Source organism: Micromonospora sp. HNM0581, from assembly GCF_012726175.1.
Classification (GTDB): Bacteria; Actinomycetota; Actinomycetes; order Mycobacteriales; family Micromonosporaceae; genus Micromonospora.
In genome coordinates this window covers 33,566-49,723 of record NZ_JAASAD010000003.1, presented here as the reverse complement: position 1 = coordinate 49,723, position 16,158 = coordinate 33,566, and the positions used below count along the sequence as shown (strand labels likewise).

Sequence of the window (16,158 nt, the reverse complement as noted above, 5' to 3'; positions counted from 1 at the left end):
GTTGGCCGCGGCCGTATCCGCCCAACCCGGATCGGGAGTCCGGTTCGACTGGGGTTTGGCGGGTGCGGCCGAACTCGGCCGGGTCTGCGCGGTACTCGTGGTGGTGGACGTGCTGTCGTTCACCACCACGGTCGAGGTGGCGGCGGGGCGGGGGATGCGCGTACATCCGTTCCCCTGGGGTGATCAGGCCGCCGTCTACGCGCGCCGGGTCGGCGCGGTCGCCGCGACCTCGCGCGGGCAGGTCACCACCGACCATCCGTGGTCGCTGTCGCCGGCCGCGCTGAGTAGGGCACCGGTGGTGACCGATCTGGTGCTGCCATCGCCGAACGGATCGGCGATCAGTGCTGCTGCCAGTGCCACCGGGCTACCGGTGGTCGCGGCCAATCTTCGTAACGCACCCTCCGTGGGACGCTGGCTGACCCGGCAGGGGTACGGCTCCTCCAACGCGCCGATCGGGGTGGTGGCCGCCGGGGAACGGTGGCCGGACGGCTCGCTGCGCCCCTGCGTGGAGGACCAGCTCGGTGCAGCCAGCGTGCTCGACGCCCTCTCCGGCGCGCCCGGCGGGCTCTCCGTGGAAGCGGCCGTGGCCCTGGCCGCGCTGGCCAGCACCCCGGACCTGCCGGCGGCAGTGCGTGGTTGTGTGTCCGGCCGTGAGCTGACCGAGGGTGGTTTCGCCGAGGACGTCGAGATCGCGGTACGCCTCAACAGCTCGGACGTGGTACCGCTGCTCCGCAAGGGCGTCTTCACCGCCGCCTGATGCTGGGGACAGGCTCTAGTCGTCGAGCCAGTCGAGTCGGCGACCGCCACGATCCTGGGGAGCGCTGTCGGGCCGGTTGTGACCGGCCTGTGCCGGGTCTCCGTAGCCGCCGCCCTGGCCGTATCCACCTTGGTCGTAGCCGCCGCGCTGGTGTGGTGGCTCCTGGCCGTAGCCGCCACCGTAGCCGCCGCCCTGGTCGTAGCCGCCGCGTGGCGGTCCTTCCTGCCCGTACCCACCGTGGTCGTAGCCGCTGTCGTAGCTGGTGTGGTCGTAGCCGCCGCGTTGGTGTCCGGCCTCCTGGCGGTATCCGCCGGCCGGCTGGTCGTATCCGCCGTCGGGCGACGCGTCGTAGCCGCTGCCCGGCTGCCCTGCCGCGTAGCCGCGGTTCGGGTCGCCCTGGCTGTATCCGCCGCCCGGCTCACCGCCCCCGTAGCCACGCGTCGCGTCGCCGGTGCCGTAGCCGCCCGGCTCACCTGGCTGCTCGTAGCCCCGAGTGGGAGCGCTCTGACCGTAGTCGCCGTACCCACCAGGCTCGGACTGGCCGTAGCCCTGGCCGGCCTCCGGCTGATACATACCGGTGGCGTACGGATCGGCGGGGGCCGGGTAGGTCGTCTCCTCGCCCTGGTAGCGGCCGGTCGGCTCGTCGAACCGCTCGCTGTATCCGCCACCTGCCGGTGGGTATCCCGGGCCGGCGTTACCGGCTCCGTAGTCGCGACTGCCGTAGCCGCTGCCCGAGGACGGGCTGTTGCCGCCGCCACCGGAGGACGGGGCGTTGCCGTAGCCGCTACCGGACGAGGGAGCGTTGCCGTAGCCGGCAGCGCCGTACCCGCCCGGCTCGTCCCCGTATCCGCCTCCACCGGACCAGCCACCCGGTCCGCTCGCGGCACCGTAGGGCTGCGGGGGTGCGCCGTAGGGATCGGGCGGAACGTCATCCACCACCGGTTGGTGCATCATCGTCGGCGCGTTGGCCAATCCGGCCCCGCCGACCATGGTCGGGTCCGGTGCCGCACCGACCCGGTTCACCACCCGGGTCTGGTCGTCCGCACCGGCGAACGAGCCACGGGCCGCCGGGACCGCTCCGGCCGGCGCTCCGGCCGGACCGTCACCGTCGGGCGCGCCGTCCTCGTTCTCCTTCCGCTTCATCCACAGCAGCACGATCGTGCCGACACCGACGGCCACGAAAAGGCCGCCCAGCAGGATGAGCATGAAGCTACCGAAACCACCAGAGTCCTCGTTGGAGGCCGGGGCCTGTGCGGCCGCGCTCTCGGCGGGGGTCTCCTCCTCGCCGACTTCGTCCTCGAATGGGTCCTCGGTCGGCACCACCGACTCGCTCGCCGACGGGCTGGCGCTCGGGCTCTCGGAGGCTGCGATCGGCAGGGTGAGTCGACGTCCGGTGATGCTCTGCCCGGCGTTGGCGGTGAAGCTCGTCAGGGCGTTCTTGTTCTCAGCGCTCGCCCCGATGTCGATCCGTCCGGGCGCGATCGGGTTGTCGGTGCTCCCGGTGAACCGGAAGTTGCCGTTACCGTCCGTCGTGGTGTCCCGTTGCCTGTTGGCGCTGTCCTTGAGTAACACGTACGCGTTCGGTACCGCATCGCCGCCCTGGTCGACGACCTTGCCGGAAATCGACTTCACCGTCTGCGGCGCCTGCGTCGTCGGCGGCGGATTCGGGCCACGCACCGTCATGTCACGCTCGTCGCCACCTTGGTCCCCGCCGGCCTGGGCAGAAACCCGCACCTTGCCGGACCGTTCCTGACCAGCCGATACGTCGCCCGCAACCAGGGTCACCGTAATAGGTTCAGACACCTCACCAGCTGGTATCAGCTGTGCGGGGATGTTGCAGTTGCCCTGGCAGCTCAGACCGTCGAAGGTGCTAACGGTGATCTTGAAGGGTGTTGGTACATCGTTGTTGTTCTTGACGGTGAACGTCATCGACGTTTGTTGCCCGGACTGAAGGGTGCCGTTCGGCAGATTTGTGATCTGGACGTCCGGACTGTCGGCAAAGGCTGGTGTGGCTGGGACGGCGAGCAGGGCACCGAACATCAGCGCCACGATCACACCGGCCCGCTTGTGCCAGGCTCGTCGGTGTGTTGACACGTCCACCGCCTTCCGGACTGACCTCCCCTGTCCGGCGGGTGCCGGGCGGGGGAACATCGCGGTACGAATACGCCGTCGGCAACTATGCCTTGTCTGGCCGGATCGGCGCGACCCAGGGCCAGCGTGACGGCTGGCATCGTCGCACCGTATCGTCCCGTTGTGTCCTCTCCGTACATTAAGTCTGCCTCGGTCGCGGCGGCGCTGTCGGCGCTCGATGCGGGGCGCGCACCCGAACGGTCGGTGCTCCGTGAGGCGGTCAGGGCCTTGTTGGCCCTCCTCGCGGACCGCACCCCCGGCCGATCGGTGGAGGTGCGTGTCCCACCTTACGGTGCAGTTCAGTGTGTCCCCGGGCCGCGACACACCCGCGGTACTCCTCCCAACACGGTGGAGATGGATGCGGAGACCTGGCTCCGTTTGGCGGTGGGGCGACTCGACTGGGCGCGGGCAGTTACGGAGGGTCGCATCACGGCGAGTGGAGCCCGTGCGGACCTTTCCGCCTACCTTCCGCTCGAAGTGCCGTGACGGCTGGTGTCCATGACACTGAGCGGCGGCACTGTGACTGTGTGTGGCGACTCGGATTCGCGTACACTGTCGGTCGACGACAATGTGGTCCCGGCCGAGAGATGCGGAGCGACCCCCGTGGTTCCGCCAGGCCAGTCCAGACCAGCAAGAGGGAGCGGCAGGTGCCCCGAGGCGACGGCCGGCTGAGCCACGACCTTGATCCCCAGCGACCCGGCCCCCAGGACGCGTGCGGTGTCTTCGGCGTCTGGGCGCCCGGAGAAGAGGTTGCCAACCTGACCTACTTCGGGCTGTACGCATTGCAGCACCGGGGTCAGGAGGCAGCCGGCATAGCGGTGAGCGACGGTTCCGGCGTCGTGGTCTACAAGGATCTCGGCCTGGTGGCCCAGGTCTTCGACGAGCCGACGTTGGCCAGCCTGCGCGGGCATGTCGCGATCGGGCACGCGCGTTACTCCACCACCGGGGCTTCGACCTGGGAGAACGCCCAACCGACCATCCGGGCGACCAGTTCGGGCACGACGATCGCGTTGGCGCACAACGGCAACCTGGTGAACACGACCGAGTTGCAACGTGAGGTGGCCGAGCGGGGCCTGGGTACCGACGGTTCGACCAACGACACCTCGTTGGTCACGATGCTGCTCGCCGGCCGGCCGGATCTGTCCGTCGAGGCCGCTGCGCTGGAGGTGCTTCCGCAGCTACGGGGCGCCTTCAGCTTCGTCTTCATGGACGAGTCGACCCTCTACGCCGCGCGCGACCCGCACGGCGTGCGTCCGCTGGTGCTGGGCCGCCTGGAGCGGGGCTGGGTGGTGGCCAGTGAGACAGCCGCGCTCGACATCGTCGGTGCCAGTGTGGTTCGCGAGGTCGAGCCGGGCGAGCTGATCGCGATCGACGCGGAAGGCATGCGGTCCACCAGGTTCGCCGCACCCGAGCCCAAGGGATGCCTCTTCGAGTACGTCTACATCGCCCGACCGGACGCCACCATCGCCGGCCGGAACGTGCACGCCGCCCGGGTGCAGATCGGGCGGCAACTGGCCAAGGAACACCCGGTCTCCGCCGACCTGGTGATCCCGGTGCCCGAGTCGGGCACCCCGGCGGCGATCGGCTACGCCGAGGAGTCCGGCATCACCTACGGCTCCGGCCTGGTGAAGAACCCGTACGTGGGGCGTACCTTCATCCAGCCGTCGCAGACGCTGCGTCAGCTCGGCATCCGGCTCAAGCTCAATCCGTTGCGTGAGAACGTGCGGGGCAAGCGCCTGGTCGTGGTCGACGACTCGATCGTCCGCGGCAACACCCAACGCGCGATCGTGCGGATGCTGCGCGAGGCCGGCGCGGTGGAGGTGCACGTACGCATCTCCTCGCCGCCGGTGTCCTGGCCGTGCTTCTACGGCATCGACTTCGCCACCCGTGCCGAACTTCTCGCCAACGGCCTCGACAACGACGGCATCCGGCGCTCGATCGGCGCGGACACACTGGGCTACGTTTCGTTGTCCGGCCTTGTCGCCGCGACGGAACAGCCCAGGACCCGGCTCTGCCGGGCCTGCTTCGACGGGGACTACCCGATCGAGTTGCCCGTCGGCAACCTGATCGGCAAACACATGCTCGAAGGGATCGGCCGTCGGGTCGCCAACCGCACGGACGACGACGTACCAGTCGAGCATCTTGTTTCGCCACTCGACAGTAGTTTCGGCCACCTCGAAACGTCGGCGACCACACACCGCCCGTAGCATCACCCGGCTGCGGCGTCGGTCACCGTCGACGCGACAGCCGAGAAACAAAGGGGAGAACCGTGACGCACGTGTCCGAGCGCAGCGGCGCAGGAAGCAGCCCGAGTGGCGCTGGCGGGGACCGTCAGCCCTGGACGGCCGGTGCGGGCCGCCCGGCGCGCAAACGCGCGGTCTCGTACGCGGACGCCGGCGTGTCCATCGAAGCGGGCGATCGTGCCGTGGAGCTGCTCAAGTCGAAGGTGAAGCAGACCCGCAGGCCGGAGGTCATGGGCGATCTCGGTGGTTTCGCCGGCCTCTTCCGGCTGGACACCACGAAGTACAAGCATCCGATCCTCGCCTCCTCCACCGACGGCGTCGGCACCAAGCTGGTGATCGCTCAGCAGATGGACATCCACGACACGGTCGGCATCGACCTGGTCGCGATGGTCGTCGACGACCTGGTCGCCTGCGGAGCGGAGCCGCTGTTCCTGCTGGACTACATCGCCACCGGCGAGGTCGTGCCGGACAAGGTCGCTGAGATCGGCGCCGGCATCGCCGACGGCTGCCGGTACGCGGGCTGCGCGCTGCTGGGCGGGGAAACCGCCGAGCACCCAGGGGTACTGCGTCCCGACGAATATGACATTTCGGCCACCGGCGTAGGTGTGGTGGAGGAAAGCGAGATCCTCAGCTCCGAGCGGGTCGAGGTGGGCGATGTGGTGATCGCGATGCGTTCGTCGGGCCTGCACTCGAACGGCTACTCCCTGGTCCGGCACGTGCTGCTGGGCGCGGGTCGGATGCGACTGGACGTGGTGATCGACGACTTCGGCCGCCAGCGCACCCTCGGCGAGGAACTGCTCACCCCCACCAAGATCTACGCGCAGGACTGCCTCAAGCTGATCGCTGAGGCCGAGGTGCGGTCCTTCGCCCACGTCACCGGCGGCGGCATCCCCGGCAATCTGGTGCGGATCCTGCCGGAGCACGTGGACGCCGTGGTCAACCGGTCGACGTGGAAGCCACAGCCGATCTTCGACCTGATCCAGTCGAAGGGCCGGATCGAGGACCCGGAGATGGAGGCGACCTTCAACATGGGCGTCGGCATGTTCGCCATCGTGTCGGCGGAGGACGCCGACCGTGCACTGGCCACGCTCACCGGCCGTGGGGTCGACGCCTGGCAGGCCGGCGAGATCATCGAGGGCACCGGTGAGGTGCGGATGGTCGGTCAACACACCCGAGGATGATCACTGAGCGCTGATCGTCCGACCACCTGATCGGGGCTTCACCCGAGTGGCCGTCGCGGCCTAGCCTGAAGGGCACCCTCAACTGCTGCGAGGGGCGTGCGCCCAGGCCGGGTCGCGTCCGGCAGCCCAAGACCGTTACGGAGGAGGGCGATGGCTGCGCGGGGACGGTCATGGGGTGGGATGCGCGGCCTGGCCACTGTCCCGTCGTACGTCGTGATGCAGCCGACGACCCTCTGCAATCTCGACTGCGCGTACTGCTATCTGCCGTTCCGGGCGACGGACCGGCGGATGTCGGTGGCGGTGGCTGAGGCGGTGGCCGCCTCGGTGAACCGGTGGGCATCGGCGGGCCGGTTCTCGGTGGTGTGGCACGGTGGGGAGCCGCTGGCCGCTGGCCGTGAGCGGTTGGCGGCGCTGATGGCGCCTTTCGGATCTGAGGTGGAACACCACGTCCAGACGAACGCCACCATGATCGACGATGCCTGGTGCGAGTTCTTCGTCGCCTACCGGGTGCGCGTGAGCGTGAGCGTGGACGGGCCCCGGGAACGTAACGGCGAGCGGGTCAGCCGGGCCGGTCGCCCCGCGTACGACCGGATTGTCCGCGGGGTAGCCGCGTTGCGTCGGCACGGGCTGCCGTTCTCGGCGCTCGCGGTGGTCAACGACCCGTCTCCCGGCCGTGCCACCGAACTGTACGACTATTTCCTCGAACTCGGTTGCGAGGTGCTCGGTGTCAACATCGAGGAGACTGAGGGGGTCAACACCCGGGACAACGTCCACGACGCCCTGGCCGTGACCGGATTCTGGGCCGAGTTAGTCTCGGCCTGGCGTCGGAACCCCCGGATTCATCTGCGGGAGGTGGAGTGGTCGTTGCGGTACGCCGCAGCGGTGCTGGACGGCACGGCGGGCGACCTGCTGCCCCGCCGGCTCGACCCGATACCGACCGTGGCGTACGACGGTTCGGTCGTGGTGCTTTCGCCCGAGTTGGCGGGCTTCACCGATCCCCGCTACGGCGACTTCTCCAGCGGCAGTGTGTTGACCACCCCGTTGCACACCATTCTGGCCGACGCGGAGCGCACCTCCTGGGTCGGTGAGTTCGTCGAGGGCGTGGAGGCGTGCCGTTCATCCTGCCCGTACTTCGGTTTCTGCGGCGGAGGCCATGCGGCCAACCGCTACTTCGAGACGGGGCGTTTCGACGGTACGGAGACAGAGCACTGCCGCAACAGCAAGATCCGCCTACTGGAGGGAGTGTTGGAGCATGCCCGAGACCACCAGTCACCGTGAGCCTGAGACCGCGACGGGCGAGGAACCTGACCGGGTCGCCGACCGGGTTCGGGCGGTCGCCACCGGGCTCAACGCTTTGCTCCACGAGGCCGAGGCTGCCCGTCGACTACGGGCGGAGGTGGCGGGTGGCGACGGAGCCGATGCGGTGTGTGCCTGGAATCACTTCGAGAACATCCCGACGTTCTACAACTGGAACAACCGCCCCCGCTGATCCTGTCGGTGCCGAGGGGCCCGTCACGCTGCCGGAGCGTCATCCGGTCGTGATGGGCCCCCGGCTCGTCGGGTGCTGCACGCCGCTGCGTAACGGACACATGCGTGAGCACGCGGGCGTCGCCGCGTGCTCAGATGCGACCGGGGGTCAGCGGGTCGGACGGACCCAGTTGTCCGGGTCGTCGTCGGAGTCGTCCTCGTCATCGTCGACGTACTCTTTGTAGTCGTCGTCGAAGTTGCGGTCCGACTTGCCGCTGCCGCCGAGTTCTCGCTGCAAGGCGGCGAGGTCGGTGTTCGGGGAGTGGTACTTCAGCTCCCGGGCCACCTTTGTCTGCTTGGCCTTAGCACGGCCGCGCCCCATGGCTCGACCCCCTCGCACAGAATGCGGGGCAGCCCGAAGGCGGGCCCCGATGACGTCAGGCATCTCTCGTGGCTCTTACGGTACATGGGGATGCCGCTGTTCGGCACCTCGGGTTACCTTCGACCACGACCGCGCGTTGCGGTTGTCAGGACGTCACCCAGTGTACCGGGTAAGGAGTGGTGCGGGTAGCGGTCCTGACCTGGGGTGAATTGAGCGCGAAAGCGTCGAATCCCAGGTTCGCAAGGCGGACCAGGCGGGGCGGGTCCACCCGAGGCCCGCCCCGACGGTACGCCGTCACCGCAGGTGGATGGCGCGCAAGCGACCGATCTCGGCCATTCGTCGCTCGGCCAGCCGGTCCGCCGCCACGGCCGGTGGCACACCGTCGGTTTCGGCGAGGTGGAGGATCTCCCGCGTGGTGTCGAAGATCCGGGTCGCGCGCATCTTGGCCCGGCCGAAGTCGAAGCCTTCGATTTCGTCCGCGACCTGAATCACACCGCCGGCGTTCACCACGTAATCGGGCGCGTAGAGGATGCCCCGATCGGCGAGCAGCTTCTCCACGCCGGAGTGCGCGAGTTGGTTGTTCGCCGCACCGGCGACCACTCTCGCCCGTAGAACCGCCACCGTGTCGTCGTCCAGGGCGCCACCGAGGGCGCATGGGGCGTACACGTCGATCTCGGCGGCGACCAGTGCGGAGACGTCGTCGACAAGGTGGATCTCGGGGTGGGTGGTACGCGCCCAGTCCAGGGCCCGGGGGTTGACGTCGGTGGCGATCACCTCGGCCCCGTCCTCCAGCAGGTGACCGACGAGATACTTTCCGACCTTGCCCAGCCCGGCGACGCCGACCCGTCGACCGTGCAGCGTCGGTCCGCCCCAGACGTGCTCGGCCGCGGCCCGCATGCCCTGGAACACACCCCAGGCGGTGAGGATCGAGGAGTCGCCCGCCCCGCCGTGCTCGACGCTGCGGCCGGTGACGTACCTGGTCTCCCGGGCGATCACGTCCATGTCCGACACGTAGGTGCCGACGTCACACGCGGTGTAGTAGCGACCGCCCAACGACTCCACGAAACGACCGTAGGCGCGCAGCAGTGCCTCGGACTTGATCTGCTCAGGGGCACCCCAGATGACCGCCTTGCCGCCGCCCAGATCCAGACCGGCGAGGGCGTTCTTGTACGCCATGCCGCGGGACAGGTCGAGCACGTCGGCGAGGGCGGCCTCCTCGCTGTCGTACGGGTAGAACCGGGTGCCGCCGAGGGCGGGGCCCAGGGCGGTGGAGTAGATACCGATGATCGCCTTCAGGCCGGTCTGCTTGTCCTGGCAGAACACGACCTGCTCGTGACCCGTGGACGCCGGGTCGTCCGTGGTGGCGAATACGCCCATGACTGGCTCCTGTGTCGGCGGGCGCCCTTGTGAGGCGCGGACCTGGTCAACCCGGCGGGGATGCTGCCGGTGTTGCGAGCCTAGTCTCGGCGTGCGCGGCGCCGCTCCACCCAGTCGTCGCCGTCCCGCCCTGCGGGCGGTCCGGCCCGGTCCGCCGCCAGCGGGGCCGGTCCGCCCTCATCGCGGGTGGTGGGGCCGTCGTCGCTGTCCTGACCAGCGCGGTGTTACCGGCCTGCGCGACCCCGACCCGGGCGTTTCCCGCCCCCGCGCAGTGCCCTCCGGTGACGCCGAGCAACGCTCGGCTTGCCGTTCGTGGGAGGATCGCGCCGTGCCGTCGCTCTTCGCTTCATACCTGCGCGTGTACGAGCCGCTGACTGCCTTCGACCGGGATCGCCAGTCCTTCTGGCGTCGGTATGTCGAGCAGGGGCGGGCTGTTGCGCCGGTCGAGGGGCCCGGCCGACAGCGGACCGCGGTCATCGAGGCGCTTGGTGCCGGCTGGACTCGGCTACCGGATCTGCCGGACGAGGCGTACGTGTTGGAAACCGACGAGGCGCTGCTGGTGTGTCCGTGGAACCTGCGGATCCGGGTGGCTGAGGCGGCGTTGAGCGCGCGGGAGGGCGTACCGCCGGTGTTGGCCGACGCCTTCGTGCCGCCGGTGCTGGCCGGGCAGGCCAAGGCCGTGGTGGAGGACTGGCGCAGCGGGGCCCGGGTGCTGGAGCACGGCGTTCCCCGGGTGCACGAGCAGACCGCGACCTGGGGGGTGCCGCTGCGTTGGTTCGTACTCTTCGAGGCGCAGGAGCGCAACCACGTGACCGTCCCCGACCGGCGCTCGCTGCGCTACCGGACGGAGATCTCCAAGGCTCGCCGCCGCTCGTCCCGGGCGCTCGCGGTGCTGCGAAAGTCGGTCGGCGACGCGCCGATCACGGATGCGGTCGAGGAGGCAGCTCGCTGGCTCGAGGAGTTCCATCCGCGCTCGATCGTGGAACTCGACTACGGCGGATTGGTCGAGTTGCTCTCGGACGAGACGTTGGCCGGGGACGACTCGCCGGAACTGGTGGCCGCCGGGCTCGCCGGGTTGTCGCGCGGTGAGGCGGACGAAGCATCGGCGGCTTACGACAAGTTGGTCGCGCGGTGGCGTGCAGTGCAACTTTTGGAGCGCTGCAATTAGGTCGGCAATGTACCAGTTTCGGTGCCAGAAACGAGACCATCTCGTAGTTGACGCATCACGAACCGTGATCATGAGTCCGAATAAGGTACTTTCTAGGGTATGAAAGTCTGATAAATCGGGCATGGTTCATCCGTCCGTCTAGGGACGTTCGGCCGTTCGGCCCATGTCGGACATCGGGGACTAGCCGGACCATGGGAGACGCGTCGGCCGGCGGGACCCCGGCCGATGTCTATACATGTGGAGGAGTGACCGATGGCATCGCGAACGCACGAACCAGAGCCGCTACTCACACCGGCCGAGGTAGCGTCGATGTTCCGTGTCGACCCGAAAACGGTGACCCGTTGGGCGAAGGCTGGCAAGCTGAGCGCCATCCGGACCCTCGGCGGTCACCGCCGATACCGCGAGTCTGAGGTCAGGGCGCTTCTGCAGGGGCAGATTCCGCAGCAGCGCCAAGGGGACTGACCACACATTCGATAGACAGAGCTACCCGAAGGGCGGCGGATCCGTTCCGCCGCCCTTCGGCATGTTCACGGTCGCTCCGCCAACTCGGGGCGGCGGCGAAGAAGTCGTTCAGTCGGTCAGCTCGACCCTGATGCCCACGGTGCCACCCTCGCCCCGGCGTAGCCGGCTGCCGAGCAGAGTCAGCCGGCCGATCACCCGGTACTTCTGTTTGATCAGGCCACGGATCCGGTTGGTCGCCCCGGGGTCGTACAGGCTCGCCCGAGCAGGCACTGCCTCGCCGTGCGGGCGGCCACGCACGTCGCAGGGAGCCACCGTGACGTGTCCACCACGACGGATTCGTTTCACCTTGCCGGCGTCGGCCGCCGACCACACCGCCAGGGCATCGCCGTCGCGGACCGCCCAGACCGGGGTAGGCACCGCACGACCGTCCTTGCGGAACGTCGTCAGGAGGATGTACTTCTCGGCTGAGAGGCGGTCCAACGTTGTCACGCCGCCAGGATACGGGCCCGGTGACCGACCGGCCGGTCGGATAGCGTGAAGTACGTGACGGGGGAGCCACGGATCGGTGACGTCTTCGGGGAACTGCTGCGCGACGCGTTTGCCGTGGCGAGGGGCACCGGCCCCCGACCGCTGGCCGGCGGGCGCCTGCCCCGACCGGTCATCGAGATCATCGAGCGGGACGACGGACTGGTCAACGGCGCACCGGCCGCCCACTACCTCGACGGACCGCAGGAATGGCAGCCGCACGACCATCGTGCTGTCGACCGGGTACGCGGCACGACGCTGGACGTGGGAGTCGGCGGCGGGCGCATCGCACTGCTGTTGCAGGAGCGGGGCGCACCGGTCACCGGGTTGGACACCTCGGCCGGTGCGTTGCAGGTGTGCCGTCGCCGGGGCGTACACGACCTGGTGCACGCCACCGTCGACGAGCACGCCGTCAGTGGGCGGCGCTACGACACCTTCCTGCTCCTCGGTAACAACCTGGGCCTGATGGAAGGGCGGGAACGCGCTCCGGTCTTCCTCGCCGCGCTGGCAGCCCTGGCCCGCCCCGGCGCGCAGGTGATCGCCCACGGCACCGACCCGTACGGCACCCGGGACCCGGTCCACACCACGTACCACGAGCACAACCGACGGCGGGGCCGCCTGGGCGGGCAGCTGCGACTGCGACTGCGCTACCGCGAGCTGGGTACGCCCTGGTTCGACTACCTCGTCTGTACACCTGAGGAACTCGCCGAGCTGGTGCACGGCTCCCCCTGGCGGTTGGTCGACGTCGACAACCGCGACGCCCCGTACTACCTGGCGACCCTGCAACTGAACCGCTGAGGCGGCAAGGGCGTGCAACGGAGGCGTCAGGAAGGGCCCCTGTTCCCGACAGGGTGCCCTTCCTCGCACCTCAGACGTGGATGGTCGGCGGAAGCTGCTCTGGGGGAAGACCACCGTCGCCGTCGACGATCTCGTCGGGCTGGCCGTCCTCGTCGATGTCGACCATCGTGATGTCCACCTTGCCGTCCCCGTCGGTGTCGAACTGGAACAGGTCGGCCTTGCCGTCGCCGTCGGTGTCCACCACCCACACGTCGGTACGACCGTCGTTGTTGGTGTCGGCACGTAGCAGTTCGACGCGCTCGTCGCCGCGCGTCTCGACGGTCCCCTCGGCGCCCGCGGCGTCCACGGTCTCCGGTGCCTGGCTCATCTGCTCGTCCTTCCCTCGGTTGTCGGCGGTCTGTACCCGATCCCGCCCGCCCCCACGCATGGCGTCACTGCCGGCGCTGCATAGGGTCGCAACATGACTGAGCGGAGCGTACGGCTCGACACCCGGCGTGGCGGTGACCCCGCGCGCCGGAAGTGTCAGCGGGTGACCCATCCTCACGGTGCGGTGGTGTCGCGATGACTGATCGGTTCGTGGTGGTGGGTGCCGGCACGATGGGTCTCGGCATCGCGTACGTGGCAGCCGGCAGTGGCCTTGCCGTGGAACTGGTCGAGGTGGACCGGGAGCGCGCCGAGGCCGCCGGACAGCGACTCGCCGAAATCTGGCAGCGGGCCGTGCGCCGGGGCAGGCTCAGCGCCGGCCAGGCCGAGGACAACCGGGGGCGGGTCACCCTCCGGACTGGGCTCGCCGAGGTCGCCCCGGCACCGGACGTGATCGTGGAGGCGGTACCGGAACGGGCCGACCTCAAGCGGGCTGTGCTCGCCGAGGCGGAGGCGTTGCGCCCTGCCCTGCTGGGCAGTAACACCTCGAGCATCCCGATCGCCGATCTCGCGGCGGGGCTGACCCGGCCGGAGCGGTTCTGCGGGCTGCACTTCTTCAACCCGGTCTGGGCGATGGCCCTGCTGGAGATCGTGGTGGGACCGGCGACCGCGGCGGAGACCACCGACGCGGCCGTGGCCCTCGCCGACCGGCTGGGCAAGGACCCCGTCGTGGTACGCGACATGCCGGGATTCGCCACGTCACGGCTCGGCGTGACCCTTGGCCTGGAGGCGATCCGGATGGTCGCCGACGGGGTGGCCAGCCCTGCCGACATCGACAAGGCGATGGTGCTCGGGTACCGGCACCCGGTCGGCCCGCTGGAGCTGACCGACCTGGTCGGCCTGGACGTTCGCCTGGACATCGCGCGTACGTTGCAGGCCGCGTACGGGGACCGTTTCACGCCGCCACCGCTGCTTGTGGAGCTGGTTGCCGCCGGCCGGTTGGGCAAGAAGTCCGGGCACGGCTTCTACCGGTGGACCGACGGGGTCCGCTCCGACGACGGCGAAGCGGTCGACCCCGCCCAGCGCTCTCCCACCGGATCGGTTCCGGACGGCGTGGGCTCGGCGGAGGCGGCACGATGAGTGGACTGCGGGTCGAGGAGCGGCCGGATCGGCTGGTGGTCACGCTGGATCGGCCGGAGAAGCGCAACGCCATCGACGCCGACCTGACAGCGGCCCTGCACCAGGTCTGCGCCGAGTTGGAGACACACCCCCGGATGCTGCTGCTGACCGGTGGCACCGACGGGATCTTCGCCAGCGGGGCGGACATCGCCCAGCTGCGGGAGCGGGGTCGGCTGGACGCCCTGGCCGCCATCAACTCGGCTGCGTTCGCCCGGATCCGGGCGTTGCCGATGCCGACCGTGGCGGCGATCGACGGCCCGGCCCTTGGCGGCGGCGCCGAACTGGCGTACGCCTGCGATCTTCGGGTCTGCTCTGCGCGGGCGGTCTTCGGCCAGCCGGAGGTACGGCTCGGCATCCTGGCCGGTGCCGGAGCCACCCACCGGCTGCCGGCGCTGGTGGGTGAGGCGTTGGCCAAGGAGCTGTTGTTCACCGGCCGGCGGGTGGACGCGGCGGAGGCGCTACGGATCGGTCTGGTGAACCGGGTGGTGGACCCGCCAGCCGAGCTGCTGCCGACGGCACACGGTCTGATCGACGAGATGGCGAAGGGTTCGACGTTGGCGCTGCGACTGACGAAAATCGCCGTCGACGCCCCGACCGCCGCGCATCCACAGCTTGACCTGGTAAGTCAGGCGGTGCTCTTCACCGACGAGGAGAAGCACCGTCGGATGACGGAGTTCCTGGAACGGCGACACGGGCGCTGACGCCAGAAAACAGCGACGGCCGCACCGGGCGCGGTGCGGCCGTCGGCGTCGGCTGGTCAGGAAGGCAACGCGGCAAGCGGTACGTCGGCGTCGGCGAGCGCCCGGATCACCGCGGCAGACTCGCTGAAGCCGATGATCAGCACTGCGTCGGCACCGAACTGCTTGATCTCCTCGGCACCCGCACCGAAGTCGATCGGGGCGGCCTCGGCGTCCTCGCCAGGCTCGTAGCCGAGCAGCTTCACCTTGTCGCCGCCGAATCCGGCCCGTTCCAGCTCAGCCCGGACGACTTCCTGGAGCCCCTTGCCGTAGGAGTCCTCGCGCGCCACGATGGCGATCTTCTGCGGGCCGTCCCGGAGGATCACGTCGGCAAGCGCCCGTCCCTGGAGACTGTCCGGCGGGGCGGTGCGGAAGTAGAGGCCGTCGTCCTCGGCCTCGGTCAGGCTGGCCGCCGTGTTCGAGGGAGAGAAGAGGATCAGGCCGGCGTCCACCACGTCGGGCAGTACGGCTGCGGAGATGCCCGAGCCGCCCGCACCGATGATCACGTGTACGCCTTCGTCGATGTGGCTGGCCACGGTCGCCTTGGCAACGGTCGGGCTGGTGCCGTCGTCGCCGTCGATCCAGACGACGTCCTCACCGAGTACCCCGCCGGCTGCGTTGATCTCCTTGAGTGCCAGGGCCGAACCCGCCGCCAACGGTGGGTTCGCCAGCGCCAGGTCGCCGGTCTTGGGGAGCAGACCGCCAAGGACCAACGGCGCACCACTGGCCGGGTCGGCGAAGTTGCCGTTCTGGCGCTTCGCCCTCGGCGGTGACTTCTGGCTGGCCGTCGACTCGTCACCGGCGCCGACGAACTCCGTCTTGGCGTCGTTGAGCTGTTGACCGTCGAAGTGCAGGGTGGCGTAACTGGCGGTGGCCGGCTCGCCGGCGTCCGTGAAACCGGCCCGGGTGATAGAGACGCTGCGGTACTCGATGTCGGTGCCCTGCCGGGCCAGCCGGAGGCACTGACTCGCCGTGGTGCAGGTGGTTCCGCCGTTCGTGACGCCCACGATCTGCTTGGCGATGTCCGCGGGGTTGGTCGAACCGGCGAGCTGCGCCGCGAGTGCGCTGATCAGCACCGCGTCGTACGCCTCGGCGGCGTAGAGGTAGTCCGTCAACCTCGCGTCCACGGACCGTAGTCGGTTCTTGAAGTTGTCTGGCAGCGGGGTGAGCGGGGTGGTGCCCTTCATCCCGTCGACCAGGCCGGCACGATCCTCCAACGCCTCCGGGTAGGAGTTGAGCATGTTGCCGTCCGTGCCGTAGAGACGCACCTGTTGGGTGGTCGACTCCTCGGGCTGGTCTCCCCCACAGGCGCTGGTGGCGAGCAGGACCGTGGCGCAGACAGCGAGAATGGCCGTCCGCGAGCCGCGTGACATGTGCATGATCGTCCTT

The 16,158-nt window shown here is 69.5% G+C and carries 17 protein-coding genes; 11 read left to right on the top strand and 6 right to left on the bottom strand.

The annotated features are described in order from the left end of the window. The first annotated feature begins 1 nt into the window (after window position 1). Entirely contained in the window at window positions 2-757 is a 756-nt protein-coding gene (locus tag HCA58_RS05570; RefSeq protein ID WP_169596692.1) for a 2-phosphosulfolactate phosphatase, read from the top strand. Window positions 758-772: 15 nt separating this feature from the next. Here the strand turns inward: HCA58_RS05570 and HCA58_RS05565 are convergent, their stop codons facing one another. Then, on the bottom strand, window positions 773-2,908 hold the full coding sequence (locus HCA58_RS05565) for a carboxypeptidase-like regulatory domain-containing protein (RefSeq protein WP_169596691.1): 2,136 nt from the start codon (window positions 2,906-2,908) through the stop codon (window positions 773-775). A 102-nt stretch (window positions 2,909-3,010) separates the two neighbouring features. On the opposite strand from HCA58_RS05565, the gene HCA58_RS05560 reads away from it, so the two are divergent. The 5 genes from HCA58_RS05560 to amcA all read left to right on the top strand — a co-directional run bounded on the left by HCA58_RS05560 (window position 3,011) and on the right by amcA (window position 7,800). Next, a complete protein-coding gene (locus tag HCA58_RS05560) occupies window positions 3,011-3,373 on the top strand; it encodes a sterol carrier family protein (RefSeq protein WP_346775881.1) in 363 nt (120 codons plus the stop codon). Window positions 3,374-3,534: 161 nt separating this feature from the next. Continuing rightward, on the top strand, window positions 3,535-5,094 hold the full coding sequence (purF, locus tag HCA58_RS05555; RefSeq protein WP_346775880.1) for an amidophosphoribosyltransferase: 1,560 nt from the start codon (window positions 3,535-3,537) through the stop codon (window positions 5,092-5,094). Window positions 5,095-5,156: 62 nt separating this feature from the next. Beyond that, on the top strand, window positions 5,157-6,311 hold the full coding sequence (gene purM, locus HCA58_RS05550) for a phosphoribosylformylglycinamidine cyclo-ligase (RefSeq protein ID WP_169596689.1): 1,155 nt from the start codon (window positions 5,157-5,159) through the stop codon (window positions 6,309-6,311). A gap of 180 nt (window positions 6,312-6,491) precedes the next feature. After that, the gene (amcB, locus tag HCA58_RS05545; RefSeq protein WP_346775892.1) at window positions 6,492-7,589 is read left to right on the top strand and encodes a cyclophane-forming radical SAM peptide maturase AmcB; all 1,098 of its coding nucleotides are present in this window, start codon (window positions 6,492-6,494) and stop codon (window positions 7,587-7,589) included. Beyond that, window positions 7,564-7,800, top strand: a complete 237-nt coding sequence (gene amcA, locus HCA58_RS05540; protein WP_169596687.1) for a multiple cyclophane-containing RiPP AmcA — start codon at window positions 7,564-7,566, stop codon at window positions 7,798-7,800. The genes amcB and amcA overlap by 26 nt, the downstream gene beginning before the upstream one ends. A 147-nt stretch (window positions 7,801-7,947) precedes the next feature. On the opposite strand, the gene HCA58_RS05535 is transcribed toward amcA, so the two are convergent. Together HCA58_RS05535 and HCA58_RS05530 are read right to left on the bottom strand one after the other, a co-directional pair. After that, the gene (locus HCA58_RS05535) at window positions 7,948-8,160 is read right to left on the bottom strand and encodes a DUF3073 domain-containing protein (RefSeq protein ID WP_169596686.1); all 213 of its coding nucleotides are present in this window, start codon (window positions 8,158-8,160) and stop codon (window positions 7,948-7,950) included. A gap of 294 nt (window positions 8,161-8,454) precedes the next feature. After that, window positions 8,455-9,537: a Glu/Leu/Phe/Val dehydrogenase gene (locus HCA58_RS05530; RefSeq protein ID WP_169596685.1), complete on the bottom strand. Its 1,083-nt coding sequence runs from the start codon at window positions 9,535-9,537 to the stop codon at window positions 8,455-8,457. 328 nt (window positions 9,538-9,865) lie between these two features. On the opposite strand from HCA58_RS05530, the gene HCA58_RS05525 reads away from it, so the two are divergent. Beyond that, entirely contained in the window at window positions 9,866-10,705 is an 840-nt protein-coding gene (locus HCA58_RS05525; RefSeq protein ID WP_169596684.1) for a hypothetical protein, read from the top strand. Between the two features lie 252 nt (window positions 10,706-10,957). Next, the gene (locus tag HCA58_RS05520) at window positions 10,958-11,167 is read left to right on the top strand and encodes a BldC family transcriptional regulator (protein WP_007073996.1); all 210 of its coding nucleotides are present in this window, start codon (window positions 10,958-10,960) and stop codon (window positions 11,165-11,167) included. A gap of 108 nt (window positions 11,168-11,275) precedes the next feature. On the opposite strand, the gene HCA58_RS05515 is transcribed toward HCA58_RS05520, so the two are convergent. Beyond that, a complete protein-coding gene (locus HCA58_RS05515) occupies window positions 11,276-11,656 on the bottom strand; it encodes a PPOX class F420-dependent oxidoreductase (protein WP_169596683.1) in 381 nt (126 codons plus the stop codon). 54 nt (window positions 11,657-11,710) lie between these two features. Between HCA58_RS05515 and HCA58_RS05510 the strand changes: the two genes are divergently transcribed. After that, the gene (locus tag HCA58_RS05510; protein WP_169596682.1) at window positions 11,711-12,490 is read left to right on the top strand and encodes a methyltransferase domain-containing protein; all 780 of its coding nucleotides are present in this window, start codon (window positions 11,711-11,713) and stop codon (window positions 12,488-12,490) included. A gap of 70 nt (window positions 12,491-12,560) precedes the next feature. On the opposite strand, the gene HCA58_RS05505 is transcribed toward HCA58_RS05510, so the two are convergent. Further along, window positions 12,561-12,857 carry a hypothetical protein gene (locus HCA58_RS05505; protein ID WP_169596681.1) on the bottom strand — a complete coding sequence of 99 codons (297 nt, stop codon included), beginning with the start codon at window positions 12,855-12,857 and terminating at the stop codon, window positions 12,561-12,563. A 194-nt stretch (window positions 12,858-13,051) separates the two neighbouring features. Here HCA58_RS05505 and HCA58_RS05500 point away from each other — a divergent pair, with 194 nt between their 5' ends. Next, a complete protein-coding gene (locus HCA58_RS05500; protein WP_169596680.1) occupies window positions 13,052-13,993 on the top strand; it encodes a 3-hydroxyacyl-CoA dehydrogenase family protein in 942 nt (313 codons plus the stop codon). After that, complete coding sequence (locus tag HCA58_RS05495) at window positions 13,990-14,733, top strand: enoyl-CoA hydratase/isomerase family protein (RefSeq protein ID WP_169596679.1); 744 nt, start codon at window positions 13,990-13,992, stop codon at window positions 14,731-14,733. The genes HCA58_RS05500 and HCA58_RS05495 overlap by 4 nt, the downstream gene beginning before the upstream one ends. Before the next feature lie 56 nt (window positions 14,734-14,789). Here the strand turns inward: HCA58_RS05495 and HCA58_RS05490 are convergent, their stop codons facing one another. Next, window positions 14,790-16,148, bottom strand: coding sequence for an ABC transporter substrate-binding protein (locus HCA58_RS05490; RefSeq protein ID WP_169596678.1), 1,359 nt, complete (start codon window positions 16,146-16,148; stop codon window positions 14,790-14,792). Window positions 16,149-16,158 lie beyond the last annotated feature (10 nt).